Genomic DNA, 25,612 nt, shown 5'->3' with positions numbered 1-25,612 from the left:
GCTCTCGACTTCCACGTCGACGGGCCTGTCCTCGGCAACCAGCTCGATCAGCTCCCTGTCCACCTCGACCTCGACGGGTATCAACTCGTTGTCGACGGGCCTCAGCTCCACCGATAGCTCGGTCGCTTCGCTCTCGACCTCCACGTCGACCGGTCTGTCCTCGGCAACCAGCTCGATCAGTTCGCTGTCCACCTCGACCTCGACCGGCATCAACTCGCTGTCCACCGGCCTGAGCTCGACGAACAGCACGATCACGTCGCTGTCCACGTCGACCTCGACCGGCATCAGCTCGCTGTCCACCGGCCTGAGCTCGACGAACAGCACGATCACGTCGCTGTCCACCTCGACCTCGACGGGTATCAGCTCGCTGTCCACCGGCCTGAGCTCGACGAACAGCACGGTCACATCGCTGTCCACGTCGACCTCGACGGGCATCAGCTCGCTGTCCACCGGCCTGAGCTCGACCGACAGCACGGTGATGTCGCTGTCGACCTCGACGTCGACCGGCCTCAGCTCGGCCACCAGCTCGATCACGTCGCTGTCAACCTCGACCTCGACCGCGATCGAAGCCGCGAAGACGCACTACTTCAGCGTCAACGACAACGGCACGCAGCAAGGCAACTACGCCAACAACGGCGCGACGGGCGTCAACTCGCTCGCGGCCGGCGTGAACGCCAGCGCGGCAGGCGCGAGCAGCGTCGCGGTCGGCGACGGTTCGAACGCCCAGACGGACGGTGCAGTCGCGATCGGCCAGAACGCGTCGGCAACGGGCGGCAAGGCGGTGTCGATCGGCTCCGGCAACACGGCGAGCGGCGACGGCGCGGTCGCGATCGGCGACCCGAGCGTCGCAACGGGCACCGGCGCAGTGGCGATGGGTGCGAACGACACGGCGACCGGCACCGGCGCAGTGGCGCTCGGCAACGCGAACACGGCCACCGGCAACAGCGCGCTCGCCCTCGGCAGCTCGAACCAGGCCACCGCGGACAACACGATCGCGCTGGGCAACCAGTCGACGGCCAGCGCCACCGGCGCACAGGCCTACGGCTCGGGCGCCAAGGCCACGGCCGCCGACGCTCTCGCGTTCGGCACGAATGCACAGGCCAACGTCGCCAACTCGATCGCAATGGGCGCGAACTCGACCACGAGCGCCGCGGTCGGGGTGTCGAGCGTCACGGTCGGCGGCGTCACGTACCCGGTCTACGGCACCAATCCGGTCGGCGTCTTCAGCGTCGGCGCACCGGGCGCGGAACGCCAGATCACGAACGTCGCGGCAGGCCAGGTCAACGCCACCAGCACGGATGCGATCAACGGCAGCCAGCTCAACGCGACGAATCAGGCGGTCAACAGCCTGTCGACGTCGACCGCGTCGAACATCTCGTCGCTGTCGACCGGCATCGGCTCGCTGTCGACCAGCCTGAGCTCGACGAACAGCAACCTGACGTCGCTGTCCACGTCGACCTCGACGGCGATCAACTCGCTGTCGACGGGCCTCAGCTCGACCAACAGCAACCTCACGTCGCTGTCCACGTCGACCTCGACCGGCATCGGCTCGCTGTCCACGGGCCTGAGCTCGACCAACAGCACGGTGGCCTCGCTGTCGACCGGCGTGACGAACCTCGGCGATCAGGTGAGCCAGCTGTCGACCACGATCAACAACAACACGACGCGCACGGCGAACAACACCGCCATCGCGGCCGACATGAACGGCACCGGCAACGACAAGCCGACCGTCACCGCCGGCTCGAACTCGGTGGCGATCGGCGCGAATTCGACCGACGGCGGCCGTTCGAACGTGGTGTCGGTCGGCAGCGACACGCAGCAGCGCCAGATCACGAACGTCGCGCCGGGTACGCAAGGCACCGACGCGGTGAACGTGAACCAGCTGACGCAGGTGCAGACGACGCTGTCGACGGCACTGTCGGGCCAGCAGGCGCAGATCAACTCGCTGGGTTCGCAACTGCAGCAGACCGACCAGATGGCGAAGCAGGGTATCGCGGCCGTCGGCGCGATGGCGTCGATCCCGCAGCTCGATCGCGACGCCAACTTCGGGATGGGTGTCGGCACCGCGTCGTTCCTGGGTCAGAAGGCGATGGCGGTCAACATGCAGGCCCGCATCACGGAGAACCTGAAGGCGTCGATCAACGGCGGCTTCAGCGGCGGTCAGAAGGTGATCGGCGCCGGCATGCTGTACCAGTGGAAGTAACCCGTCACGCCGCCACGCCGCCCGGCTCACGAGCCGGGCGGCTCAGTGCGGCCCCGACGGCAGGACGAGCCCGTCGCGCCCCCGCGGCGGGCTTCAGTCAACCCAAGCATTGAGGACGTAACCGTGAACAAACTCGCTCTTGCGCTCGCGCTTTCCGCGATGGCCCTCGCCGCGTGCTCGACCGCATCCGGCCCGACCTACAGCGCATCCGAACTGCAGCCGCGCGACGGCGTGCGCACCTTCCAGGTGGACTGCCATGGCCTGCTGTCGGGCCCGCAGACCTGCATGAAGGCCGCCCGCAAGATCTGCGGCGATCAACCCGTGCGCGCCGTCGATTCGGCCCGCGCGCTGCGCGACGGCTCGGATCCCGCGACGCTGGTGTTCCAGTGCGGCGCCGCGCCGGCCGAAGCGGCGTCGGCGGCCGCGCCGGCTCCCGCGCCCGCCGCGGTCGAACACGTGAACCTCGCGGGCGACGCGCTGTTCGCGACGGGCCTGGCCACGCTCACGCCGGCCGCGCGCACATCGCTCGACAAGCTGCTGAGCGAACGCGAAGACCGCACGTACACGCAGGTGACGGTCACCGGCTATACGGATTCGGTCGGCAACGACGCCGCCAATCTCGCGCTGTCGAAACGCCGCGCGGAAACCGTCGCAAGCTACCTGAAGGCGCACGGGCTGAAAGCGCAAGCCGTGTCGGTCACGGGCCGCGGCAGCGCCGATCCGGTCGCGTCCAACGCGACGGCCGAAGGCCGCGCCGGCAACCGCCGCGTCGACATCTCGCTGCAGCGCTGAGCAGCCGGCCGTCGCGGCCCCGGCGCACCCCGCGCCGGCACGCGACGGCCCTGACCGACAGGGCGCAGCCGTCCCGCCGACACCCCGCCCGACCGCTCCGGCACCGCTTCGCCGGAGCACCGGCCCCCGCGCCGGCGGCTATGTCAAAGTTCGTCAGGCCCCTCCACAAAACGGCGCCTTCCGTGCCACAATCGCCGCAGACAGTTGCCGGGGCGTTCCGCCCGCGTCGCGCGCCGTGCCAGCCCCGCCCGACGACACACCGGAATCCGGCGGCCGCCTCGCGATCGCTGCCGCTCGACTCGTATTCCAGCGCGCGCCGGCGCGAACGCAACCACGACAATCCACGGCGCGCCGTTTCGCGGCCACGGCCGGACGCACGACGCCGCAGAGGAAAACAACCGGTGACGGACATCAATCAAGCCGCCTCGGGCGGCACCCGCAAGCAACGGCCGGCCGTCGGCATCTCGCTGTTTGCGCGGGACGGCCAGGCGATCTGGGAAAACGGCATTCACCAGAACATCGCGTTCCTCGCGATGATGCTCAAGCGCTCCGACCGCGTCGGCCCCGTCTATTTCCTGAACGGCGGCGACGCGAACGCGTTGCCGAGCGGCCTCGAACTCGACGGCCTCGACATCCCGCTCGTGAAACCCGCCGACGTCACGCACGAACTCGACGTCGTGATCGAGATGGGCGCGCAGTTGCCGCTCGAGTGGCTGCGGCACGTGAAGGCGCTCGGCACGAAGCTCGTCGCCTGCTATGTCGGCCATACCTACAGCGGTCTCGCCGAAACCCCGATCTTCGACAAGCCGTCGGGACACATCTTCAACGGCGCGCAGTTCGACGAAGTGTGGGTGCTCGAGAAGTCGCGGAAGATCGACGTGCCGCTCTTGCGCACGCTCACGCGTGCGCCGATCCATACGATTCCGCATCTGTGGTCGCCGTACTTCCTCGATCGCCGCATTGCCGCGCTGGCGAGCGAAGGCTTGACGTTCGGCTATCGGCCCGGCCGCCGGCCGTGGCATCTCGCGACGCTCGAGCCGAACATCTCGGTCGTGAAATCCTGCCATTACCCGATGCTCGTATGCGACGAGTTCTACCGCGCACAACCGGACGCGGTGCAGCATCTGTTCGTCGTCAACTCGATGCACATGAAGGCCCACCCGACCTTCGTGCACTTCGCGAACAGCCTCGACCTCGTGCGCCAGCAGAAGGCGACGTTCGAGCCGCGCATCGACCTGCCGGGCTTCATGGCGCGCCACGCGGACGCCGTCGTGTCCCACCACTGGGAAAACGCGCAGAACTATCTGTACTACGACGTGCTGTACGGCGGCTATCCGCTGATCCACAACTCGACGCTGCTCGGCGACGCCGGCTACTACTACCCGGACTTCGATTCCGCCGCGGGCGGCCAGGCGCTGCACGATGCATGGCTGCATCATGACGAGCGGCTTGACGAGTACCGTGCGAAATCCGACCGGCTGCTGCAGTCGGTCTCGATCGACAACCCCGCGAACCTGGACGCGTTCGTCTCGCGCCTGGTCGCCTGAACCGGAGCATACGCATGTCGGACTCCAATGCCCGTCAAGCGCCCGGCGAGGGCAAGCGTCTCGTCGTCGGCGTGTCGCTGTTCGTGCGCGGCGCCGGCCAGTCGCTGTGGGAAAACGGCATCTTCCAGAACTGCCTGCTGCTGATCCTGCTGCTGCGCCAGTCGCCGCTCGTCGCTCAAGCCGTGATGGTGAACGGCGGCGAACAGGTCGCCGATCCGCAGATGATGCTCGGCGAATGGGACGTGCCGCTGCTGTCGATGGACGAAGCGCTGCAGCGCTGCGACGTGCTGATCGAAATGAGCGCGCAGTTCGGCGCGGACTACCTGCGCGCGTTCCGCGACCGCGGCGGCAAGGTCGTCACGATGCGGGTCGGCAACGACTACGTGATCGACATCGAGCGCGCGATGTTCAACAAGCCGTCGGGCTTCCTGTTCTCGGGCGCACCGTACGACGCGGTGTGGACGATTCCGGAATTCGAGCGCTCGTGCCTGCACTATTACCAGACGGGCCTGCGCGCGCCGGTGACGATCGTCCCGCACATCTGGCATCCGATGCTGTTCGACAAGGCGCGCGCCACGCTCGGCGCCGGCCTGTCGTTCGGTTATCAGCCTGGCAAGCCGCGCTGGCGCGTGACGATGTTCGAGCCGAACATCTGCATGGTGAAGACGAGCATCATCCCGATGCTGGTGACCGAGGAAGCGTATCGCGCGAAGCCCGAGTTCCTCGAGTTCGTGCGCGTGTGCAACACGCTGCACCTGAAGGAACATGCGACGTTCGTCCACTTCGCGAAGAGCCTCGACATCGTGAACCACGGGATCACGACGTTCGAAAGCCGCTATGCGGTGTACGAGTTCATGGCCGCCTACGGCGACGCGGTGGTGTCGCATACGTGGGAAAACGCGCAGAACTACCTGTACTACGAACTACTGTACGGCGACTATCCGCTGATCCACAACTCGCCGTTCCTCGGCAAGGCCGGGTATTTCTATCCGGACTTCGATTGCCAGGCCGGCGGCCGCGCGCTGCTGCAGGCGTTCGCCGAACACGACGCGAACCTCGACGCGTACCGCGAACAATCGAAGCACGTGCTCGACTCGGTCAGCATCTACAACCCCGACAACGTCGTCGCGTATTCCGACGCGATCGCGTCGCTCTATCGCGACGCATGACGCGCCGCCTTCTCCGGACTCCGACATGAACGCACACCCGCCCCTCTCCCGCGCCAAATGGCTGATCGGCTGCGCCCTCGCGTCGATCGCGATCGGCGCGCACGCGCAATCCGGCGGCGAATCGGCCGACGCGCTGCTGCGCGATGCCGACACGGTCTTCAAGCAGCTCGACGCCGGCCAGTTCGGCGCGGTGTGGACCGATTCCGCCGCGTTCGTGAAGGCGCGCATCAAGCAGGACCAGTTCGCCGCGGACATGCAGCGCGCGCGCCAGTCGGTCGGCATGGTCAGCCATCGCGGCTGGGCGCAGATCACGCGGATCCGCTACAAGAACGCGGCGGCGATGCCCGACGGGCTTTACGCGAACCTCGACTACGCGACGACGCTCACGACCGGCGCGACCGTGTTCGAGAAGCTGAGCTTTCGTCTCGAAGACGATGGCCTCTGGCACCTGACCGGCTACGTGCCGCGCCAGTCGCAGAACTACACGCCGTAAACGCGCACCGTCCGCCCGGAGCCGCCGATGAAAATCAATGTCGCGATTACGATGAACGTGCAGCGCGACGCCACGCAGTCGATCTGGTACAACGGCGCGAACCAGCATTGCGTGTACCTGTACATGCTGCTGAAACGCTCGCCGCTGGTCGGTGAAGTGTGGCTCGCCCACGACGACGGCATCACCGACTACCCGCAGGCGCTGATGATGGACGCATTTGGCGACGCGCTGCGTCCGCTGTCGGCGGTCGTCCACCAGACCGACCTGCTGATCGAGATGAATGCGTTCATCGATCCGTCGCACACGGATGCCGTGCACCAGCGCGGCGGCAAGTGCGTGTCGTACCGCTTCGGCAACGACTACGTGATCGCGGTCGAGACGATCAACTTCGAGAAGAACGACTGGCGGCCGAACCCGCACCGCGTGCAGTTCGACGAGATCTGGACCAACCCGCAGCACATGCACACGTGCGCGGCCTACTTCCAGGCCGTCTATCGCGCGCCGGTGATCGAGCTGCCGCACATCTGGTCGCCGTATTTCATCGAACGCAGCCTCGACGCCGATCCCGAACTGAAGGCGCGCTTCGGCTACCGCAACCACGGCCCGGCCAAGCGCATCGCGTTCTTCGAGCCGAACCTGAACGTCGTGAAGAGTTCGATCGTGCCGATGCTGGCCGCGAACGCGTGCTACGTCGCGCATCCGGAGCTCGTCGAACACGTGTACATGACCAATACGTTCGACAAGAAGGAAAACGTCGCCTTCAAGCATCTCGCGCTCGGGCTCGAGATGGTGCGCGACAGCAAGGCGACAGCCGACGTGCGCGCGCCGTTTGTCGCGTGGGCCGCGCATCACACCGACATCGTCGTGTCCCACCACTGGGAAAACGGCCTGAACTACCTGCTGTACGACGCGCTGTACGGCAACTACCCGCTCGTGCACAACTCGCCGTTCCTGCGCGACGTCGGCTATTACTACCCGGACTTCGAGATCTTCGACGCGGCGCGCGCGATCGCGACCGCCGCGCAGACGCATGACGCGCGGCTCGACGATTACGCGGCAGCGGCCCGCCGCTGCCTGCAACAGGTCGACACGCTCGCCGACCACAACGTCCGCGCGTATTCCGAGCAGATCCAGCGCCTGTTCGCCGGTCACGCGCTCGGCTGACCGCATCCGCCCGCCTTCCGTTCATGAAGCACGCCGTCCGCAACTTCGTCGTGATCGATTCGATCCACGGCCCGTTCGTCATCAACCGGCACAGCGCGCGGCAGGCCGAGGCGCTGATCAAGACCGGCCGGCCGCACAACCAGGGCGAACTCGACACGATCATGCAGGTGATCGACTAGTTGCCCGACGGCGCGATCGCGGTGGACGGCGGTGCGAATGCAGGGCTCGTCTGCGTGCCGGTCGCACAGCGCCTGCGCGAGCGCGGCGGCCGCGCCCATGCGTTCGAGCCGCGGCGCACGCTGTTCCACGCGCTCGGCGGCACCGTCGCGCTCAACGAGCTCGACAACCTTCATCTGCTGAACATGGGGCTCGCAAGCCGCAACGGCACGATGACGGTGCCCGACATCGACGACGGGCAGCCCGCCGGCGCCGAACCGGCCGCACGTGTCGACGGGCATGCGGCCAACGGCACGCCGGCCCCGACCGTCAGGCTCGATTCGCTCGGCCTGCCGCGCCTCGATTTCCTGAAGCTCGACGTCGGCGGGATGGAGATCGACGCGCTGCACGGCGCGCTGCGCGGGCGTGTCGAGCTCTCCCGCTCGGCGCTGCTGCTGCGCGCCGGCCGGCGCGAAGAAGCCGCGCGCGCGACCATCGCCAGCGAGAACGTGCTGACGGCCGCGCAATTCGGGCTGCCGATGGAGCGGCTCTACGACGGCCAGCCGCTGCACGGCAAGCGGCTGCTCGTGATCAGCTACGGCGGTGTCGGCGACCAGCTCCAGTACGCACGCTACCTGCATGCGCTCGACGCGCTCGGCTGCGCGGCGGTGACGGTCATCGTCCCCGCCGCGCTGGCCGACCTGATGCGCCACACGTTCCCGCGCATCGAATTCGTCGGCGCCCACGGCGCGTGGGTCGACACGTCGCAGATGGCCCACGACTACTGGTGTTCGTTCCTGGTGCTGGCCGCGCAGTTCGGCTATGCGCCGGCACCGGCCGGCGCGCCGGCCGCGTACCTGTCTTGCCCGCCCGAACGTGCGGCCGCCTGGCGCGAACGCGTCGCGCGCGACGGCAGCGCACCGGGCACGCGCCGCATCGGCCTCAACTAGCGCGGCCGCGACGAAAGCGACGTGCGCTTCCTGCGCGCGGCCAGCCTGCGCGACCTCGCGCCGCTCGCGCGGCTGCACGGCCATGCCGCGTACTGCATCAACCGCGACATCGCCGCGCAGTCCGAGCCGTCGGATCTGCCGGTCACATTCCCGCATCATGCGATCGGCGATTTCTGCGATCTGGCCGCGCTGATGCTCGCGATGGACGCCGTGGTCACCACCTGTACCGCGCACATCCACCTGGCCGGCGCGCTCGGCGTGCCGGCTGTCCTGCTGCTGAGCCCGAAAGCCGATGCGCGCTGGGAAACCGGCTCGCGTACCGTGCTGTACCCGGGCATCCGGATCGTGCGCGCCGCGCATCCGGGCCGATGGGACGATGCGGTCGACCGCGCGCTGGCGCTCGTGCTCGGGGGTTTCGGGAACGACTGACGGTGCGCTTGGCCGGCGCCGCCCGCCCGCGATCGGCAAGCGTCAGGCGCGGCGCGCGAGCGGACGCCAGGGCGGCACCCGGTCGCCGCCATGCGTGGCAAACATGAGGCCATGCCGGCGTCCGATCCGCGCAAGCCCCACGAAACAGCGGAGCGCGGCACGGCCGACCTGGCCGGCCTGCCGCGCGAGGCTGCCGGATACGCCACGCGCAATTGCCGAATCTTCGCCGCAGGCGCCCGCAAACACGCCGGCGTAATAGTGCCGCGCCGCGAGTTCGCGGCCGTCGGCGTCGAGCGGCTTCATTCGGTGAATACGGCGCGCGACGGCCTTCAGGCCGTCGAGATACGGCGCGACGTCGATCGGCGCATCGGTCGATGCGGCGCCGAGCTGCCCCAGCATGTCGGCCAGTTCGGCGATCGCGACGAGCTCGCGCGCATCGGCCACCTGCGTGCCCGTTCCGTGCCCGGCCTTCTTCGTCGCCGCCATGCCCACGCCCCTTTCCGATCCTTCGTTGCCCGGTGCCGGCGCGCAGCGCCTGCACCGCGGCGTCATGCGACGGCCGGTGACCGCCATGTGAAGCGGATGCCCTGCGCCCATGCGACGCCGGAATCCAGGATGATCTGCCGGTCGATCTCGTTCTCCACGCCTTCGACGACGACGTGCCGTGCACTTTCGTGCGCAAATGCGATCAGCCGGCGAAACTGGTAGCGTCCGATCGCGTTGCGCTTGATCAGCGACAGGACCGACCTGTCGAGCTTCACGATATCGGGGTTGCCGACCACCAGGTTGTTCAGCGCGCTGAAGCCAACGCCGAAGTCGTCGATCGCGACGCGGCACCCGGCCTGGCGGAACCGATTCACGAACGACCGGCCCGCGACGGGGTTCAGCGGCCCCGTCTCGGTAATTTCGACGACCAGCCGCGCCGCGACCGACGGCTCGCGCTCGAGCCGCCTGAAGATGGCCAGCCACGCGTCGTCCACGACCGCGCTCGCCGCCGCGACGTTGCAGCCGTACACGGCCTTCGGATCGGCGCGCAGCGCGTCGATCGTCCGGCTCACCACGAGCCGGTCGAACCAGCGCATCAGCCCGAGCGATTCGAGGCGCGGCAGGAACGCGAGCGGCGGCAACGCATCGCACGATCCCCAGCGCAATCGCGCGAGACATTCGTGATACAGCACGCCGCCCGACAGGTCGGCGCGACAGACCGGCTCGCGCGCGAATCCGAGCCGGCTTTCGACGAAACTGCGTACCGACGCAAGGTCGGGGTGATCGTCAGGCGCACCGAACACGAGATCGATCTCGTCCCGACTCGCTACGCTATTCGCCTCAAGGCGAGGTTCGACCGCATTCATCCGGCGCTCCGGCAAATGTCGGACCGCCGATGACGGCCCGCGCTCTCGATACATGCGGCGCGAGCCGACCACGACACGCGCCACCGCCTACCCGGCCCATCCTCTTGTTTTCGATCTTTTTTCGAGAGCGTACTTTTTATTTCGGCGCGCCGTCAAACCCGATATTGTCAACGATATTCAAATACCGGGAATACACTACGCATGCACGTCGACAACCGTGCGACAGATTACACAAAACCGTCGGCGAAACGCCGGACGACATTGCCTATTTTCCCTGCCCAAACATCCTCCGGCGAATCGATTTACCGCACGACTCGTTTAAAAAATCGGATGCTTGGCATTTTTGTCTGATAAATACCCGCGAAACCGTGCCCGGATTCGCCGAAACCTCCCGCAGATTGCGCCGCTATTGGGTTGCGGCGCTGCATTCGGTCTCCACGGAATGCAATTCCGCCGTTTCAAACGATATTAACGATATTCGAATAATAATCAGGCAGGACCCAAACGAAAATAGCGAGCCGAATTATATGATATCCATCGATTGAAAGATATTTAACAATCTTTCCAACTTGTTAACCTCTAAAATGATTTCCGACGGACTTCCCTCGGAGCCGTCAAATTCGTGCCTTCAAAAACCGTCGAATCTCCCCGGTTCGGCGGTTTCTTTTTAACGGCATCAATTATTCATACATTAACCCGGGACAACCGGGATGACGGCGAGCGGCGTCGTGCAACCTTATGCCGCCGCCGCGCCGATCAGGTTCGCGAGCAGCGCGTCGTATTCGGCGACGAGTGCGGGGTTCGCCGACGTATAGCGGCCGAGGATTTCGCGCTGGCGCCGCGTGTACACTTCCCAGTCGTCGTCGTGCGTGTGCAGCGCGTGCAGCAGCGCCTCCGCGCCCTTCTGCACGTCGTTGTCCGGATAGTAGTAGCCGAGATCGGGCGCGAGGCTCGCGTTGTGCACGAGCGGATAGCCCTGCCAGCACACGTCGAAATAGAAGTAGTTGAGCGGGTTCGACCATTGATGCGACACGACGACGTCGGTCAGGTCGGCCAGGAACAGCGGCGTGTCGAAGCGCCCGACGAAGCTCGCCTTGCCCTCGCGCACGACGTCCAGGTAGTTCATCAGCATCACGAACTCGGGGCTGTCGTGCGCGAGACGGTCGGCGTTCGTCACGTGCGTGAAGCAGATCGCGTCGGGGTCGCGGCGATACGCTTCGTCGATGATCAGCATGGGGTACACGCAGAACTTCACGACGTTATGGTTCGGCTCCATCACCGTGAGCCGCTTGCCCGGCTCGCTGCGCGGCCGGTACTCGCCGTGCTCGGGCAGCGATGCCGCGCGCGCGCTGAGGAACATCGGATCCCACACGAACGGCACGACGCGCCCCGGGCAGCGGCGCAGCGACTGTAGGAACGGCAGCGACGACGGTGCGATCTGCGGAATCGCCCACACCTCGTCGTAGCCGCGGTTGATGAACAGCGAATCCCACAGCCGGCGGCCGAACAGCATCGACTCCATCGCGTTGATGTACTCGACGCCGCAGCAGTAGCTGACGATCTTCGCGCCGCGCGCCTTAAGGTAGGCCGTCTGCGCGCCGTCGATCTGCCCGCCGAGCTCGATCACCACGTCGAGCGCATCCTTCATCTCCGCGAACGCGCGCGTGTCGTACACGGTGCGATCCCACGGCAGCGCGTCGGTGAGTGGCACGTCGGTCGTGTTGACCAGCGTCACGCGGTAGCCATGCGGCGACGCCATCAGCAGCTTCGCGAGAAACAGCGCGTTCTGCTTGATGCCGTTGATCCACAGGCTTTCGTCGGGGGCGCGCAGTCCGATCGTGATACCGATGCGCAGGCCGTTCAGGACAGGAGACGTCATCGTCGGCGGGATGGGAGATTGAATGGACGCAGTGTAGCGCGCATGGCGGCACACGCCGGGAACAACTGATCATTCTAGCGGACTGCCGACCAGAGAACTGTCATGGATGGTCAGCAGCGGGCGAGGCCACGCGCGGCCCGTTCCGACCGCTTACATCTTCCACCGCCCGGTTTCGATTGCGGCCTCCATCATCTTGAGGGTTAGCGGACGCTCCAGTATTTTATCCTTGGCGCCGGCACTAAACGGTGACTTCAATACCTCCACCAAAAATCGACCAAATCCGAGCTTTCTCGACGGGTAATAATAATCTATATCAAAATCAATGATATCAACACCGAACTCTTCTGAAAATCTCCGCATCAACCTCAACATGGCCCTATCGGAAATTTCAAGATCGATAAAGAGATCCGTTTCCGGAGTAATTTCAAGCTCACCCCACAATGGCGAATCAGCCTCATCCCGCACCATCCCTATCAGACGAGCATCCATTAAAAACGATCCTCCTGCTTGACCAGGCCATTGTACTTGATTGCAGAACGATACATTATGATCGATATGTCGGTAGCGGTAATAATCCACCCAACCACCGGCACGGCCCGCCCGACAAACACGCCGAGCTCTCCGGTAAATTTGACCCTGAGAAGCACGAGACTCTTGAATGACGTTACCGTCGGCAGAATTTTGTGCTTGATCTCGTAGGGCAGCAATTTCCTCGAAACCCTGGACGCGACCGAGGTTCCCTTGACTGCCCCGCCGAATTTCCCTCTTGTCGGCACGAATCTTTGCCTCAGCAAAATCATTGCGATTCCGACAACATCATCAATGCCCAATTCATCGCAAGCCACGTCGATAACAATCAATAAAAAAAGCGCTTGCGGCGTAAGGTTTCCGTGAATCCCGTAATTATATTTGTTCGTCATCTCGATTATTCCCACAGCTACGCCTGTTTGATCATTGCGCAGGACACCGGCGGCACATCCCGGCTATCACGGTAGCGCAGTCATTCAAGCGTGGGCAGGAAGATGCGGCTGTCTCTCTAATCGAACCTGATTTTCTTGACACCAGGAAAGCGGTCGCTGTCGCCTTGCCCCTTCATCCACAAGGGAAGCAAGCACGGTCGTTTCGGCGAAGAAGTCTGGAAGGGTCCGCTTTCAATTCTTCAACGACTGTTGCAGCGGACGAATCGATACGAAACGGAGCAAGTTGCGCCGCCGTTCACCGGTTTGGATCAGTTGATTATTCAAACACCTTGAAGACGTTGCACGCGTATCAATTATTTTTGTCTGCGAGCAACGACGGCTGGCTTCGGATCTTCGCCAGCCTCTGCAGCGACGTCAGGCCTTGCGCGCCATGAAGAGCGATGCCAGCCCTATCCGTGAGGGCCGGCAACGGCCCTCACGCACGTGCCCCGCTCAGCCTTCCGCCATCATCAGCAACTGCGCGCCATCCGCGACCTGGTCGCCGACGCCGTACAGCACTTCCGCGACGACACCCGCGCCCGGCGCGCCGATCGTGTGCTCCATCTTCATTGCTTCCATCACGATCAGCGGCGTGCCGGCCTCGACCTTCTGGCCCGGCTCGACCAGCACCGCGATCACCTTGCCGGGCATCGGCGCGGTCAGGCGGCCGCCGCCATGCTCGGCATCGCCCGCGTGCGCGAGCACGTTGCGCCATTCGAAGGTCTCGGCGACACCCTGCGTGAACACGTGGAAACTGTCGCCGTCCGCATACACGCGGCCGCTGCTGCGCACGCCGTCGAGCGTCACGTCGAAGTCGAGCGGCGTCGCGCCGCATGTCCACGCGAACGGCTGCGCGGCCGCGTCGCCGGTGGCGAGGCGCGTGCTGCCGCCGTCGTCCTCGTAAGTGACCGTCACGTCCGCTTCGCGTTCGGGCGCATGCCATTCGAGCGTTCGGCGATAGCCGCCGTTCAGCCGCCAGTCCGGCAGCGCACGCCACGGTGACGCGCGTTCCCGCACGACGGCGTCGCGTTCGCCCGCGAGCAGCGCCGCGCAGGCCAGCGCGAGCGTCGCGCGCGGCGGCTGTTGCGGCGCGAACAGCGCATCGTGGTTGCGCTCGATGAGGCCCGTGTCGAGATCGGCGATCGCGAACGGTTGGCACGTGACGATCCGCTGCAGGAACGCGGCGTTCGTGTGCAGGCCGACCACCTCGCAAGCCCGCAGCGCGCGCAGCATCCGGCCGAGCGCTTCCGCGCGGTCCGCGCCGTGCACGATCAGCTTCGCGATCATCGGATCGTAGAACGGCGTGATCGCGTCCCCTTCGCGCACGCCGCTGTCGACGCGCACCGGCGCGCCGATCGCGAACTCGACGCCTTCCGGCAGCCGCAGGTGCTTCAGCGTGCCGGTGGACGGCAGGAAACCGCGCGCCGGGTTCTCCGCGTAAAGACGCGCCTCGATCGCGTGCCCGTGCACGCGCAGTTCGTCCTGCTTCAGCGGCAGCGGCTCGCCGGACGCGACGCGCAACTGCCATTCGACGAGATCGAGCCCCGTGACCATCTCGGTGACCGGATGCTCGACCTGCAGGCGCGTGTTCATTTCCATGAAGTAGAACGCTTCGCCCGTCATGATGAATTCGACGGTGCCCGCGCCCACGTAACCCACCGCGCGCGCCGCCGCGACGGCCGCCTCGCCCATCGCGCGGCGCACGTCGTCGTGCAGGCCCGGTGCCGGCGCCTCCTCGAGCACCTTCTGGTGACGGCGCTGCACCGAGCAGTCGCGATCGAACAGGTAGACGGTGTTGCCGTGCGTGTCGCCGAACACCTGCACCTCGACGTGACGCGGGCGCGTCAGGTATTTCTCGATCAGCACGCGGTCGTTGCCGAAGCTGCTCGCGGCCTCGCGCTGGCACGACGCGAGCGCCGCCGGAAAGTCGGCGGAGCGCTCGACCACGCGCATCCCCTTGCCGCCGCCGCCCGCGCTCGCCTTCAGCAGCACCGGGTAGCCGATTTCGTCGGCTTCACCATGCAGGCTGGCCGCATCCTGGTCGTCGCCGTGATAGCCGGGCACGAGCGGCACCGCGGCCGCGTGCATGAGCGCCTTCGCGGCGGCCTTCGAGCCCATCGCCGCGATCGCGTCGACCGGCGGCCCGATGAACGCGATGCCGGCCGATTCGCAGGCGTGCGCGAAGTCCTCGTTCTCCGACAGGAAGCCGTAGCCCGGGTGGATGGCCTGCGCGCCGGTCGCGCGCGCGGCCTCGATGATGCGCTCGATGCGCAGGTAGCTGTCCGCGGCCGCCGAGCCGCCGATATGCACGGCTTCGTCGCAGGCGGCGACGTGCTTCGCGTTCGCGTCCGCGTCGGAATAGACGGCGACGCTCGCGATCCCGAGACGTTTGCACGTCGCGGCGACGCGGCAGGCGATTTCGCCGCGGTTGGCGATCAGAATCTTGTCGAACATGGCTTCGATGTCGTCCGGAAAGTTAGGGGCACGCCGTCATTCACGCCATGAAGGCGTGCGTTTCTCGAGGAAGGACGCGATCCCTTCGCGCGCTTCCGCGCCGGCGCGGGTGCGCGCGATCCAGTCGGCAGTCTGCTCGATCAGCGCAGCGTCGAGCGGCCGGCCGGCCACGTCGGCGACGAGCCGCTTGCACGCCTGCACCGCGTCGGGGCCGTTCGCGACGAGCGTCGCCGCCAGCTTCGCGACCGTTTCGTCGAGCGCATCGGCCGGCACCGCGTCGTGAATGAAGCCGAGCGACGCGGCGCGCGCGCTGTCGAACACCTCGGCCGTCGTGAAGTAGCGGCGTGCCGCGCGCTCGCCCATCGCACGCACGACGTACGGCGCGATCGTCGCGGGAATCAGCCCGAGCCGCGCTTCGGACAGGCAGAACTTCACGCCATCGGCGGCGATCGCGATGTCGGCCGCCGCGACAAGGCCCACGCCGCCCGCATACGCGTCGCCATGCACGCGTGCGATCACCGGCTTGCCGCAGCGATGGATCGCCTCGAGCATCCGCGCGAGCTTGCGTGCGTCGGCACGGTTCTCGTCGTCCGAGTAACCGGCCATCTTCTTCATCCAGTTCAGGTCCGCGCCCGCGCAGAACGCCGCGCCTTCCGCGGCTAGCACGACCGTGCGCACGCCGGCATGCGCGTCGAGCCACTCGAACGCGGTGGTCAGCTCGGCGATCGTCGTCTCGTTGAACGCGTTGCGCACGTCGGGCCGCGCGAGCGTGACGGTCGCCACGCGGCCGGCTTCGCTTACCTTGATCGTTTCGTATCGCATCGGTCAGTCCTCCCGGCCGTTACATGCGGAACACGCCGAAGCGCGTGTCGTCGATCGGCGCGTTCATCGACGCGGCGAGGCCGAGCCCCAGCACGTCGCGTGTCTGCGCGGGGTCGATCACGCCGTCGTCCCACAGCCGCGCACTCGCGTAGTACGGATGCCCCTGGCGCTCGTACTGGTCGCGGATCGGCTGCTTGAATGCGTCTTCGTCCTCGGCCGACCACGTGCCGCCCTTCGCCTCGATGCCGTCGCGGCGCACGGTCGCGAGCACCGATGCAGCCTGCTCGCCGCCCATCACCGAGATCCGCGCGTTCGGCCACATCCACAGGAAGCGCGGACCGAACGCGCGGCCGCACATCCCGTAGTTGCCGGCGCCGAACGAGCCGCCGATGATCACCGTAAACTTCGGCACCTTCGCGTTCGACACGGCCGTCACCATCTTCGCGCCATGACGCGCGATGCCTTCGTTCTCGTACTTGCGGCCGACCATGAAGCCCGTGATGTTCTGCAGGAACACGAGCGGAATCTTGCGCTGGCAGCACAGCTCGATGAAATGCGCGCCCTTCACGGCCGATTCGGAGAACAGGATGCCGTTGTTCGCGACGATCCCGACCGGATGGCCCCAGATGTGCGCGAAGCCCGTGACGAGCGTCGTGCCGAAGCGCGCCTTGAATTCGTCGAACTCCGAATCGTCGACGATGCGCGCGATCACCTCGCGCACGTCGAACGGCTTGCGCGTGTCGACCGGAATCACGCCGTACAGGCTCTTCGCGTCGTAGCGCGGCGCCTTCGGTTCGCGCAGCGCGACCGGCGACGCGATCTTCGGCGCCAGGTGATCGACGATGTTGCGCGCGATCGACAGCGCATGCGCGTCGTTCTGCGCGAGATGGTCGGCCACACCCGACAGGCGCGTGTGCACGTCGCCGCCGCCGAGGTCCTCGGCACTCACTTCCTCGCCGGTCGCGGCCTTCACGAGCGGCGGGCCGCCGAGGAAAATCGTGCCCTGGTTCTTCACGATGATCGACTCGTCGCTCATCGCCGGCACATACGCGCCGCCCGCCGTGCACGAGCCCATCACGACCGCGATCTGCGCGATCCCCGCGGCGGACATCGTCGCCTGGTTGAAGAAGATGCGGCCGAAGTGGTCGCGATCGGGAAACACGTCGTCCTGGTTCGGCAGGTTCGCGCCGCCCGAATCGACGAGGTACACGCACGGCAGCCGGTTTTCCGCGGCGATTTCCTGCGCGCGCACGTGCTTCTTCACGGTCATCGGGTAGTACGTGCCGCCCTTGACCGTCGCGTCGTTGCACACGATCACGCACTCGCGGCCCGCGATCCGGCCGATCCCGGTGATCACGCCCGCGCCGGGCGCGTCGTCGTTGTACATGCCGTTCGCCGCGAGCTGCGAGAACTCGAGGAACGGCGCGCCGGGATCGAGCAGTTGCGCGATCCGGTCGCGCGGCAGCAGCTTGCCGCGCGACAGGTGCTTGTCGCGCGCGGCCTGGCCGCCGCCTTGCGCGAGCTGTTCGATCTTCGCGCGCAGGTCGGCGACCACCGCCTCCAGCGCCGCGGCGTTCGCGCGGAATTCTTCCGAACGCGGGTTCAGTTTCGATTCGATGATCGGCATCGACGGGGCTCCGTTCGCGTGACGTGGGGCGTTACATCGTTTCCGCGAACAGCTCGCGGCCGATCAGCATCCGGCGGATCTCGCTCGTGCCGGCGCCGATCTCGTACAGCTTCGCATCGCGCCACAGACGACCGACCGGGTATTCGTTGATGTAGCCATTGCCGCCGAGGATCTGGATCGCCTCGCCGGCCATCCACGTGGCCTTCTCGGCCGTGTAGAGGATCACGCCCGCGCAGTCCTTGCGCACCTGGCGAATATGGTCGCTGCCCGCCGAGTCGAGATGGCGACCGACCGCGTACAGGTATGCGCGGCATGCCTGGAACGTCGTGTACATGTCGGCGACCTTGCCCTGGATCAGCTGGAATTCGCCGATCGACTGGCCGAACTGCTTGCGGTCGTGGATATACGGGACCACCGCGTCGAGACACGCGGCCATGATGCCCGTCGGGCCGCCCGACAGCACCGCGCGCTCGTAGTCGAGGCCGCTCATCAGCACCTTCACGCCGCCGTTGAGCTGGCCGAGGATGTTCTCCTCCGGCACTTCGACGTCCTGGAACACGAGCTCGCCCGTGTGCGACCCGCGCATGCCGAGCTTGTCGAGCTTCTGCGCGACCGAGAAGCCTTTCATCCCCTTCTCGACGATGAACGCGGTGATGCCGCGCGGGCCGGCGTCGATGTCCGTCTTCGCGTAGACGACGAGCGTGTCGCAGTCGGGGCCGTTGGTGATCCACATCTTCGTGCCGTTGAGCACGTAGCGGTCGCCGCGCTTGTCCGCGCGCAGCTTCATGCTGACGACGTCGGAGCCGGCGTTCGGCTCGCTCATCGCGAGCGCGCCGATGTGTTCGCCCGACACGAGCTTCGGCAGGTATTTCTGCTTTTGCGCGTCGGTGCCGTTGCGGTGGATCTGGTTCACGCACAGGTTCGAGTGCGCGCCGTACGACAGGCCGATCGACGCCGATGCGCGCGAGATCTCCTCCATGGCGACCATGTGCGCGGTGTAGCCCATGTTCGCGCCGCCGTATTCCTCGGCCACCGTCATGCCGAGCACGCCGAGATCGCCGAACTTCTTCCACAGATCCATCGGAAACTGGTCGGTGCGGTCGACCTCCGCCGCGCGCGGCGTGATTTCCTTCGCCGCGAACGTCGCGACGGCGTCGCGCAGCATCTCGATGTCTTCACCGAGCATGAATTGCACACCGGGCAGGTTGATCATGTCTCCTCCGTCTCCAGAAAGTGGGTCGCACGCGCCGATTTCTGAGTTTCGCTCAAATCGGATCAATGCGGCGATTCATTAAGCCAATACAGCGGAAATTTTGCACAGTTTCGCGCCTCGTCCAGCTTGTCGTCAATAGTTTTTTGAGTTACACTCAGATATCATTGCAGCATGACAGCCGCTACCGCCGACACCATGACCGCCACCGCCAAAGCCGACCGCGCCGAGCCGTCGCGCGCACCCGCCGGGCGCAAGTCCCAGCAGCGCGTGCAGGACATCCTGCGCGCCGGTCGTGAAGTGTTCGCCGAAAAGGGTTACGAGCATGCGACGGCCGCCGAGATCGCGCAGCGCGTCGGCGTGTCGGAGGCGACGGTGTTCAGCTACTTCCGCGGCAAGCGCGAGCTGTGCGCGCGCGTGATCGCCGACTGGTATGACGAAATCATTGCCGCGTTCGAGCTCGGGATGCCGCAAGAAGCGTCGGTGCAGCAGCAGTTCGCGTTCATCGTGCGCACGCACCTGCGGCTGATGCTGGTGAACGGCACGGGGCTGTGCGCGCTGGTGCTGTCGGAGGGGCGTGCGAAGCAGCATGTGCTGAGCGACGAACTCACCGCGCTGCAGCGCCGCTACACGGCGCCGCTGATGGACGTGCTCGCGCGCGGCCAGGCGGCCGGGCAGGTGCGCAACGACATGCCGCTGAGCCTGCTGCGCTCGATGGTGTTCGGGCCGATCGAGCACGTGCTGTGGGATGCGATCCTCGGGCACCGCAAGCTCGATACGGAAACGACGGCCACGCAACTGATCGACATGCTGTGGGCCGCCGTGCAGCCGCCCGCGCCGGAGCAGGCGGCGCTGGTGCGCTTCAGGAACGAAGTCGCGGAAGCGGTGCGGCGGCTGGAAGGGGACGCATCACGCCCGTGATGCCGGCAGGCGGCGCAACGCGCCTGGCGCCTGGCCGCATCCATCACCGCCTCCATCGCGCGGCATTCAACCGCTACGACGCCTCGCCGATCCGCAGCGGCGCGCGGCTCTGCTCGTTGTTCAGATGGACGAACTTGCGCAACAGGCGCATCAGTTCCTGCGAGTCCTCCTCGCCCATGCCGTCGAACAGGCCGGCACGCAGCTCCTTCACCGACGGAATCAGGTGCGTGAGAAGCGCCACGCCCGCCGGCGTCAGCAGCAGGCGCCGCTGACGCCGCGGCAGCACTTCGCGGACGATCAATCCTTTCGCCTCGAGCCGGACCGCGAGGTCCGCGGTCGTCGACGTGTCGAGCGCGACTCGCTGCGCGAGCGTCACCTGATCGAGCCCCGGGCACTCGTAGAGCATCCGCAGGACCGCGTACTGCACCGGCGTCACGTCCCGGCCCAGCTTCTCGTAGAACATCGCGACCGCGATCTGGTGCGCGCGCCGGATCAGGTGTCCGGGTTCGTCGTACAGGTCGAGCGGGAAAGCCGGCGCGTCGGCGGGATTCGTTTTTTCCATGAATGAGTCGATGACGTAGGCGGCGCACGCCGTTGCGTGCGCCGACGGCATGGCGCTGCGTCGCGCCATTTCCCGGGAAAACCAGTATACCGCTCGCCTTGCCCGAGCCAATCTCAATTAGTACACTGAATCTCATTCAGTACACGGAATGAAGAACTGCCGCGTGCCGGCGGCATCGACATGAAGGAGACGACGAACGTGTTTCTCAAGAACGCTTGGTATGTGGCGTGCACGCCCGATGAAATCGACGGCAAGCCGCTGGGCCGCAAGATTTGCAACGAGTCGATGGTGTTCTACCGCGCGGCGGACGGCCAGGTCGCCGCGCTCGAGGATTTCTGCCCGCACCGCGGCGCGCCGCTGTCACTGGGGTTCGTGCGCGACGGCGTGCTCGTGTGCGGCTATCACGGGCTGGAAATGGGCTGCAACGGCAAGGCGACCGGCATGCCGGGCCAGCGCGTCGGCGGCTTCCCGCCCATCCGCAGCTTCCCCGTGGTCGAGCGCTACGGATTCGTGTGGGTCTGGCCGGGCGATGCGTCCGAAGCCGATCCAGCCAGGCTGCCCGCGCTGCAGTGGGCCGAAGATCCGGCCTGGGCGCACGGCGGCGGCCTGTATCACATCCGTTGCGACTACCGGCTGATGATCGACAACCTGATGGACCTCACGCACGAGACCTACGTGCATGCGACGAGCATCGGCCAGAAGGAAATCGACGAAGCGCCGCCGAAGACGGCCAGCAACGGCGACGAAGTCGTCACCAGCCGCTTCATGGAGAACGTGATGCCGCCGCCGTTCTGGCAGATGGCGCTGCGCGGCAACGGGCTGGCCGACGACGTGCCGGTCGACCGCTGGCAGATCTGCCGTTTCACGCCGCCGAGCCACGTGATGATCGAAGTGGGCGTCGCGCATGCGGGCCACGGCGGCTACGACGCGCCGGCCGACGTGAAGGCGTCGTCGATCGTGGTCGACTTCATCACGCCCGAGACGGACACCTCGATCTGGTACTTCTGGGGGATGGCGCGCAACTTCCGGCCCGACGATCACGCGCTGACCGCCGAGATTCGCGAAGGCCAGGGCAAGATCTTCGCCGAGGATCTCGAGATGCTCGAGCGCCAGCAGCGCAACCTCGAGCAGTGGCCGGACCGCAAGCTGCTGAAGCTCAACATCGACGCCGGCGGCGTGCTGTCGCGCAAGGTGATCGAGCGACTGCTCGCCGACGAAAACGCGTCGAGCCCGCAGCGGCCCGTGATTCCGGTCGCGCAGATCAAGGAGGCGTCATGAGCGCCGCGACGCTGACGGTCCGGGTGGCCCGCAAGTGGCAGGAGGCGCGCGACATCTGCGGCTTCGAATTCGTCAGCGACGACGGTTCGCCGTTGCCGCGCTTCGACGCCGGCGCGCATATCGACGTGCATTTGCCGGGCGGGCTCGTGCGCCAGTATTCGCTGTGCAACCACCCGGAGCACGGCGATCGCTATCAGATCGCGGTGCTGCGCGATGCCGAAGGTCGCGGCGGGTCGCGCGCGATTCACGACGAAGTCCGGCAAGGCGACACCGTGCGGATCGGCACGCCACGCAATCAGTTTCCGCTCGCCCCCGACGCACCGCACCACCTGTTGCTCGCCGGCGGGATCGGCGTCACGCCGATTCTCTGCATGGCGGAACGGCTGTTCTCGTCCGGCATGCCATTCGACATGCACTACTGCGCACGCTCGACCGACCGCATGGCCTTCGTCGAGCGGATCAACGCGGCCGGGTTCCATGATCGCGCCCGCTTCCACGTCGACGACGGCGACCCCACGCAACGCTTCGACCTGGCCTCGGTGCTCGCCACCGCGCCTGAAGGCACGCATCTGTACGTATGCGGCCCGCGCGGCTTCATGGATGCGGTGCTGAGCGCCGCGCGCGAGCGCAACTGGGCCGAAGCGCGGCTGCACTACGAGTTCTTCGGCGGCGCGGTCGAATCGTCGGCGACCGATCGCGCGTTCCAGGTCCGGATCGCGAGCAGCGGCAAGGTGATCGACGTGCCGGCCGAATGCACGGTCATCGCGGCGCTGGCGGCCAACGGCGTCGACGTGCTGACGTCGTGCGAGCAAGGCGTATGCGGCACCTGCGTGACACGCGTGCTCGAAGGCGAGCCCGATCATCGCGATTCGTATCTGACGGAAGCGGAACAAGCGGCCGGCGACCAGTTCATGCCGTGCTGCTCGCGATCGCGAAGCGACCTGCTGGTACTCGATCTGTAGACGGACCGCCCGACACGCGGCGGCCAACCACAATTCTGGAGACGATCAATGGAGCATCACGCCCGGCCACCCATCAATACTACTAAATTTCCACTCGACCGATGGTGGGTCGCCGCCCTGTCATCCGAACTGACGGACACACCCGTCGCCCGCACGCTGCTCGGCCGCCCGGTCGTCCTGTTCCGCCTGCCGTCCGGGGAAGTCGGCGCGCTGGAGGATCGCTGCTGCCACAAGTCGCTGCCGCTGTCGTGCGGTTCGCTCGAAGCGCGCGGCCTGCGCTGCGGCTATCACGGGCTGCTGTTCGATCGCGGCGGCGCCTGCGTGGAGATTCCCGGCCAGGACCGGATTCCGGCGAAGGCGTGTGTCTCGTCGTATCCGGTGCAGGAACAGGACGCGATCGTGTGGATCTGGATCGGCGCCGACGCGCACGCCCAACCGACCTGCGCGCCGCCGCGCTATACGTTCCACACGGATCCGCAATACCGGTTCGGCGGCGGCCACTACCATTACGACGCGCCGTATCAGCTGATTCACGACAACCTGATGGACCTGAGCCACCTCGGCTATGTCCACCTGAAAACGATCGGCGGCAACGCGCCGCTGCACATGGGCGCGGACACCCGCGTCAGCAGCGACGGCGACACGGTAACGCTGGTCCGCCGGATGCCCGATTCCGACCCGCCGCCGACCTACACGGCTGCCTGGCCGTTCGCGGGCCGCGTCGACCGCTGGCAGGAAATCGAATTCCACGTGTCGCACATCCGGATCTGGACCGGCGCGATGGACGCCGGCACCGGCGACCTGCTCGATCCGGCGCGCGGCGGCTTTCACATGCGCGGCTTCCACGGCATCACGCCCGAGACGGACACCACGACGCACTACTTCTGGACCGTCGCGACCAATCCGCAACACGACGTCGAACGCGTCGCGCGGACGGTCATCGAGCAATCCGCGGCGACGTTCGACGAGGACAAGACCGTGATCGAAGCGCAATACCGGAATCAGCTGCGGTTTCCGGACAGCCGCCAGATCGACATTCATGTCGACGCGGGCCCTAACCGCGCGCGGCGCGTGATCGAGCGGCTGCTGCTGCAACCCGAACCCGCGTAACCCTCGCGCCGGCGCGCGAACGACGCTAGCCGGTCGCGGCGGGTGATCCCGCTCCCCGGGTTGCCCGTCAGCGCACGCATTCGCTTTCGCATTCGTCTCATTCGCTATCGCCGGCCTCGAGACAATCCCAATTGATTAGTCATACTACTTTACGAAGGATCTTTGACGTGAGCGCAAATATCCGCAATACGATCGACGAATCCCCCATGAGCGCATTCCAGACGATGGCGGTCACGGCCTGCGTCGTGCTGAACATGCTCGATGGCTTCGACGTCCTGGCCATCGCGTTTGCCGCGCCGCACCTGGCGGCCGAGTGGAAACTGAGCGGCAAGGAAATCGGCCTGCTGCTGAGCGCCGGGCTGGCCGGCATGGGGATCGGTTCGGTGCTGATCGCGCCGCTGGCCGACCGCGTCGGCCGCCGCCGCATCATCCTGCTCTGCCTCGCCGTGATCTCGACCGGGATGCTGGCCTGCGCGGCCACGCACAGTACGCTGCAACTCGCGGTCGCGCGTGCCTACACGGGGCTCGGCATCGGCGGCATGCTGGCGAGCCTGACCGTGATCAGCGGCGAGTATGCATCGAACAAGTGGCGCAGCGCCGCGATCGGCATGCAGTCGACCGGCTATGCGATCGGCGCCACCGCGGGCGGTGTCATCGCCGGTTACCTGCTGTCGACGTGGGGATGGCGCAGCGTGTTCGCGTTCGGCGGCGTCCTCACCTTGATGTCGATCCCGATGGTGCTCGCGCTGCTGCCGGAATCGCTCGACTTCCTGCTGGCGCGGCGTCCGGACAACGCGCTGCAGAATATCAATCGCATCCTCGCGAGAATGAAGCGCGCGCCGATCGATGCATTGCCGGCGGCGACTGCGCCCATCGACACGGCGAGCCCCGCGTCGAGCTGGACGGCCGTGCTGCGCGCACCGCTCACGCGCCGCACGATCGCGCTGTGGATCGCGTTCTTTCTCGTGATGGGCAGTTTCTACTTCGTCGTGAGCTGGACGCCGAAGCTGCTGGTCCAGGCCGGACTGTCGGCATCGCAGGGCGTGACCGGCGGTGTGCTGCTCAATCTCGGCGGCATCGCGGGCGCGTCGCTGTTCAGCCTGCTGTCGACGCGGGTCGGCCTGCGCAACCTGCTGGGCGCGACGCTGCTGCTCGGCGGCGCGCTGATGGTCGTGTTCGGTGTAAACACCGGCTCGCTCGGCATCGGGATGACGGTTGCGGTGTTCCTCGGTGCCGTGATCAATGCGTGCGTGGCCGGCATGTATGCGCTGTCGCCGACGCCCTATCCCGCCGAGATTCGCACGACCGGCATCGGTCTCGCGGTCGGCATCGGCCGCCTCGGCGCGATCCTGTCTCCGATGACGGTCGGCGCGCTGCTGGACGACGGCTGGTCCGTGTCCCATCTCTATCTCGCGTTCCTCGTGCCGATGGCCGGCGCCGCGATCGCCGTCGCCGTGGTGGGTACGCGTAACGCGGCACCGCACCGGCAACGCGACCCGGCGATGTCGTAACGCACGACACCGCAGCCCCGCCGATACCCGTCGGCATCCCGGACATGTCCGGGGAATAAAAA

24 protein-coding genes are annotated in these 25,612 nt (G+C 66.5%); 14 read left to right on the top strand and 10 right to left on the bottom strand.

Translation table 11 applies throughout. The features are described 5' to 3' along the window. From DIE23_RS25970 to DIE23_RS40345, 9 genes are all read left to right on the top strand, one after another. On the top strand, positions 1 to 2,203 hold a 2,203-nt coding region (locus DIE23_RS25970), incomplete at its 5' end, for a YadA-like family protein (protein WP_185646531.1). 123 nt (positions 2,204 to 2,326) lie between these two features. Next, on the top strand, positions 2,327 to 2,995 hold the full coding sequence (locus tag DIE23_RS25965) for an OmpA family protein (RefSeq protein WP_124614731.1): 669 nt from the start codon (positions 2,327 to 2,329) through the stop codon (positions 2,993 to 2,995). Between the two features lie 401 nt (positions 2,996 to 3,396). Continuing rightward, a complete protein-coding gene (locus tag DIE23_RS25960; RefSeq protein ID WP_124614730.1) occupies positions 3,397 to 4,542 on the top strand; it encodes a DUF2827 domain-containing protein in 1,146 nt (381 codons plus the stop codon). Positions 4,543 to 4,556: 14 nt separating this feature from the next. Further along, positions 4,557 to 5,711: a DUF2827 domain-containing protein gene (locus DIE23_RS25955; protein WP_124614729.1), complete on the top strand. Its 1,155-nt coding sequence runs from the start codon at positions 4,557 to 4,559 to the stop codon at positions 5,709 to 5,711. A 25-nt stretch (positions 5,712 to 5,736) separates the two neighbouring features. After that, complete coding sequence (locus DIE23_RS25950; RefSeq protein WP_124614728.1) at positions 5,737 to 6,204, top strand: DUF4019 domain-containing protein; 468 nt, start codon at positions 5,737 to 5,739, stop codon at positions 6,202 to 6,204. A 27-nt stretch (positions 6,205 to 6,231) separates the two neighbouring features. Beyond that, on the top strand, positions 6,232 to 7,368 hold the full coding sequence (locus DIE23_RS25945) for a DUF2827 family protein (RefSeq protein WP_124614727.1): 1,137 nt from the start codon (positions 6,232 to 6,234) through the stop codon (positions 7,366 to 7,368). A 23-nt stretch (positions 7,369 to 7,391) separates the two neighbouring features. Next, the gene (locus DIE23_RS40355) at positions 7,392 to 7,547 is read left to right on the top strand and encodes a hypothetical protein (protein WP_260436159.1); all 156 of its coding nucleotides are present in this window, start codon (positions 7,392 to 7,394) and stop codon (positions 7,545 to 7,547) included. After that, on the top strand, positions 7,548 to 8,474 hold the full coding sequence (locus DIE23_RS40350; RefSeq protein ID WP_260436158.1) for an FkbM family methyltransferase: 927 nt from the start codon (positions 7,548 to 7,550) through the stop codon (positions 8,472 to 8,474). 21 nt (positions 8,475 to 8,495) lie between these two features. Beyond that, positions 8,496 to 8,903 (top strand): hypothetical protein, encoded by a 408-nt coding sequence (locus DIE23_RS40345; RefSeq protein WP_260436157.1) that lies wholly within the window; start codon positions 8,496 to 8,498, stop codon positions 8,901 to 8,903. A gap of 42 nt (positions 8,904 to 8,945) precedes the next feature. Here the strand turns inward: DIE23_RS40345 and DIE23_RS25935 are convergent, their stop codons facing one another. The 9 genes from DIE23_RS25935 to DIE23_RS25895 form a co-directional block, all read right to left on the bottom strand. Further along, positions 8,946 to 9,389: a hypothetical protein gene (locus tag DIE23_RS25935; RefSeq protein WP_124614734.1), complete on the bottom strand. Its 444-nt coding sequence runs from the start codon at positions 9,387 to 9,389 to the stop codon at positions 8,946 to 8,948. Between the two features lie 62 nt (positions 9,390 to 9,451). After that, entirely contained in the window at positions 9,452 to 10,255 is an 804-nt protein-coding gene (locus DIE23_RS25930) for an EAL domain-containing protein (RefSeq protein ID WP_124614726.1), read from the bottom strand. 736 nt (positions 10,256 to 10,991) lie between these two features. Further along, complete coding sequence (locus tag DIE23_RS25925) at positions 10,992 to 12,134, bottom strand: DUF2827 domain-containing protein (RefSeq protein WP_124614725.1); 1,143 nt, start codon at positions 12,132 to 12,134, stop codon at positions 10,992 to 10,994. 150 nt (positions 12,135 to 12,284) lie between these two features. Then, complete coding sequence (locus tag DIE23_RS25920) at positions 12,285 to 12,623, bottom strand: DUF1493 family protein (RefSeq protein WP_124614724.1); 339 nt, start codon at positions 12,621 to 12,623, stop codon at positions 12,285 to 12,287. Continuing rightward, positions 12,623 to 13,054: an STM2901 family protein gene (locus DIE23_RS25915; protein WP_124614723.1), complete on the bottom strand. Its 432-nt coding sequence runs from the start codon at positions 13,052 to 13,054 to the stop codon at positions 12,623 to 12,625. Before DIE23_RS25915 ends, DIE23_RS25920 begins: the two co-directional genes overlap by 1 nt. Positions 13,055 to 13,546: 492 nt before the next feature. Next, positions 13,547 to 15,547: an acetyl/propionyl/methylcrotonyl-CoA carboxylase subunit alpha gene (locus DIE23_RS25910; protein ID WP_124614722.1), complete on the bottom strand. Its 2,001-nt coding sequence runs from the start codon at positions 15,545 to 15,547 to the stop codon at positions 13,547 to 13,549. Between the two features lie 36 nt (positions 15,548 to 15,583). Beyond that, positions 15,584 to 16,369, bottom strand: coding sequence for an enoyl-CoA hydratase/isomerase family protein (locus tag DIE23_RS25905; RefSeq protein WP_124614721.1), 786 nt, complete (start codon positions 16,367 to 16,369; stop codon positions 15,584 to 15,586). Positions 16,370 to 16,388: 19 nt separating this feature from the next. After that, on the bottom strand, positions 16,389 to 17,996 hold the full coding sequence (locus DIE23_RS25900) for a carboxyl transferase domain-containing protein (RefSeq protein WP_124614720.1): 1,608 nt from the start codon (positions 17,994 to 17,996) through the stop codon (positions 16,389 to 16,391). Positions 17,997 to 18,027: 31 nt separating this feature from the next. Then, positions 18,028 to 19,209: an isovaleryl-CoA dehydrogenase gene (locus tag DIE23_RS25895; protein WP_059532493.1), complete on the bottom strand. Its 1,182-nt coding sequence runs from the start codon at positions 19,207 to 19,209 to the stop codon at positions 18,028 to 18,030. A gap of 171 nt (positions 19,210 to 19,380) precedes the next feature. Between DIE23_RS25895 and DIE23_RS25890 the strand changes: the two genes are divergently transcribed. Then, positions 19,381 to 20,127, top strand: a complete 747-nt coding sequence (locus DIE23_RS25890) for a TetR/AcrR family transcriptional regulator (RefSeq protein ID WP_124614719.1) — start codon at positions 19,381 to 19,383, stop codon at positions 20,125 to 20,127. 73 nt (positions 20,128 to 20,200) lie between these two features. Here the strand turns inward: DIE23_RS25890 and DIE23_RS25885 are convergent, their stop codons facing one another. Continuing rightward, a complete protein-coding gene (locus DIE23_RS25885) occupies positions 20,201 to 20,689 on the bottom strand; it encodes a MarR family winged helix-turn-helix transcriptional regulator (RefSeq protein ID WP_124614718.1) in 489 nt (162 codons plus the stop codon). A 198-nt stretch (positions 20,690 to 20,887) separates the two neighbouring features. Between DIE23_RS25885 and DIE23_RS25880 the strand changes: the two genes are divergently transcribed. The 4 genes from DIE23_RS25880 (at position 20,888) to DIE23_RS25865 (ending at position 25,550) form a co-directional block, all read left to right on the top strand. Next, entirely contained in the window at positions 20,888 to 21,967 is a 1,080-nt protein-coding gene (locus DIE23_RS25880) for an aromatic ring-hydroxylating dioxygenase subunit alpha (RefSeq protein WP_124614733.1), read from the top strand. Then, positions 21,964 to 22,929 carry a PDR/VanB family oxidoreductase gene (locus DIE23_RS25875; protein ID WP_124614717.1) on the top strand — a complete coding sequence of 322 codons (966 nt, stop codon included), beginning with the start codon at positions 21,964 to 21,966 and terminating at the stop codon, positions 22,927 to 22,929. The genes DIE23_RS25880 and DIE23_RS25875 overlap by 4 nt, the downstream gene beginning before the upstream one ends. A 48-nt stretch (positions 22,930 to 22,977) precedes the next feature. Continuing rightward, on the top strand, positions 22,978 to 24,039 hold the full coding sequence (locus tag DIE23_RS25870; protein WP_124614716.1) for a Rieske 2Fe-2S domain-containing protein: 1,062 nt from the start codon (positions 22,978 to 22,980) through the stop codon (positions 24,037 to 24,039). A 167-nt stretch (positions 24,040 to 24,206) separates the two neighbouring features. Beyond that, the gene (locus DIE23_RS25865; RefSeq protein WP_124614715.1) at positions 24,207 to 25,550 is read left to right on the top strand and encodes an MFS transporter; all 1,344 of its coding nucleotides are present in this window, start codon (positions 24,207 to 24,209) and stop codon (positions 25,548 to 25,550) included. The last annotated feature ends 62 nt before the right edge of the window (positions 25,551 to 25,612 follow it).

This window comes from Burkholderia sp. Bp9143 (genome assembly GCF_003853645.1).
In the GTDB taxonomy this organism is placed as follows: Bacteria; Pseudomonadota; Gammaproteobacteria; order Burkholderiales; family Burkholderiaceae; genus Burkholderia.
Note: the sequence above shows the minus strand (reverse complement) of the source record. Positions and strands in the feature narration are given on the sequence as shown.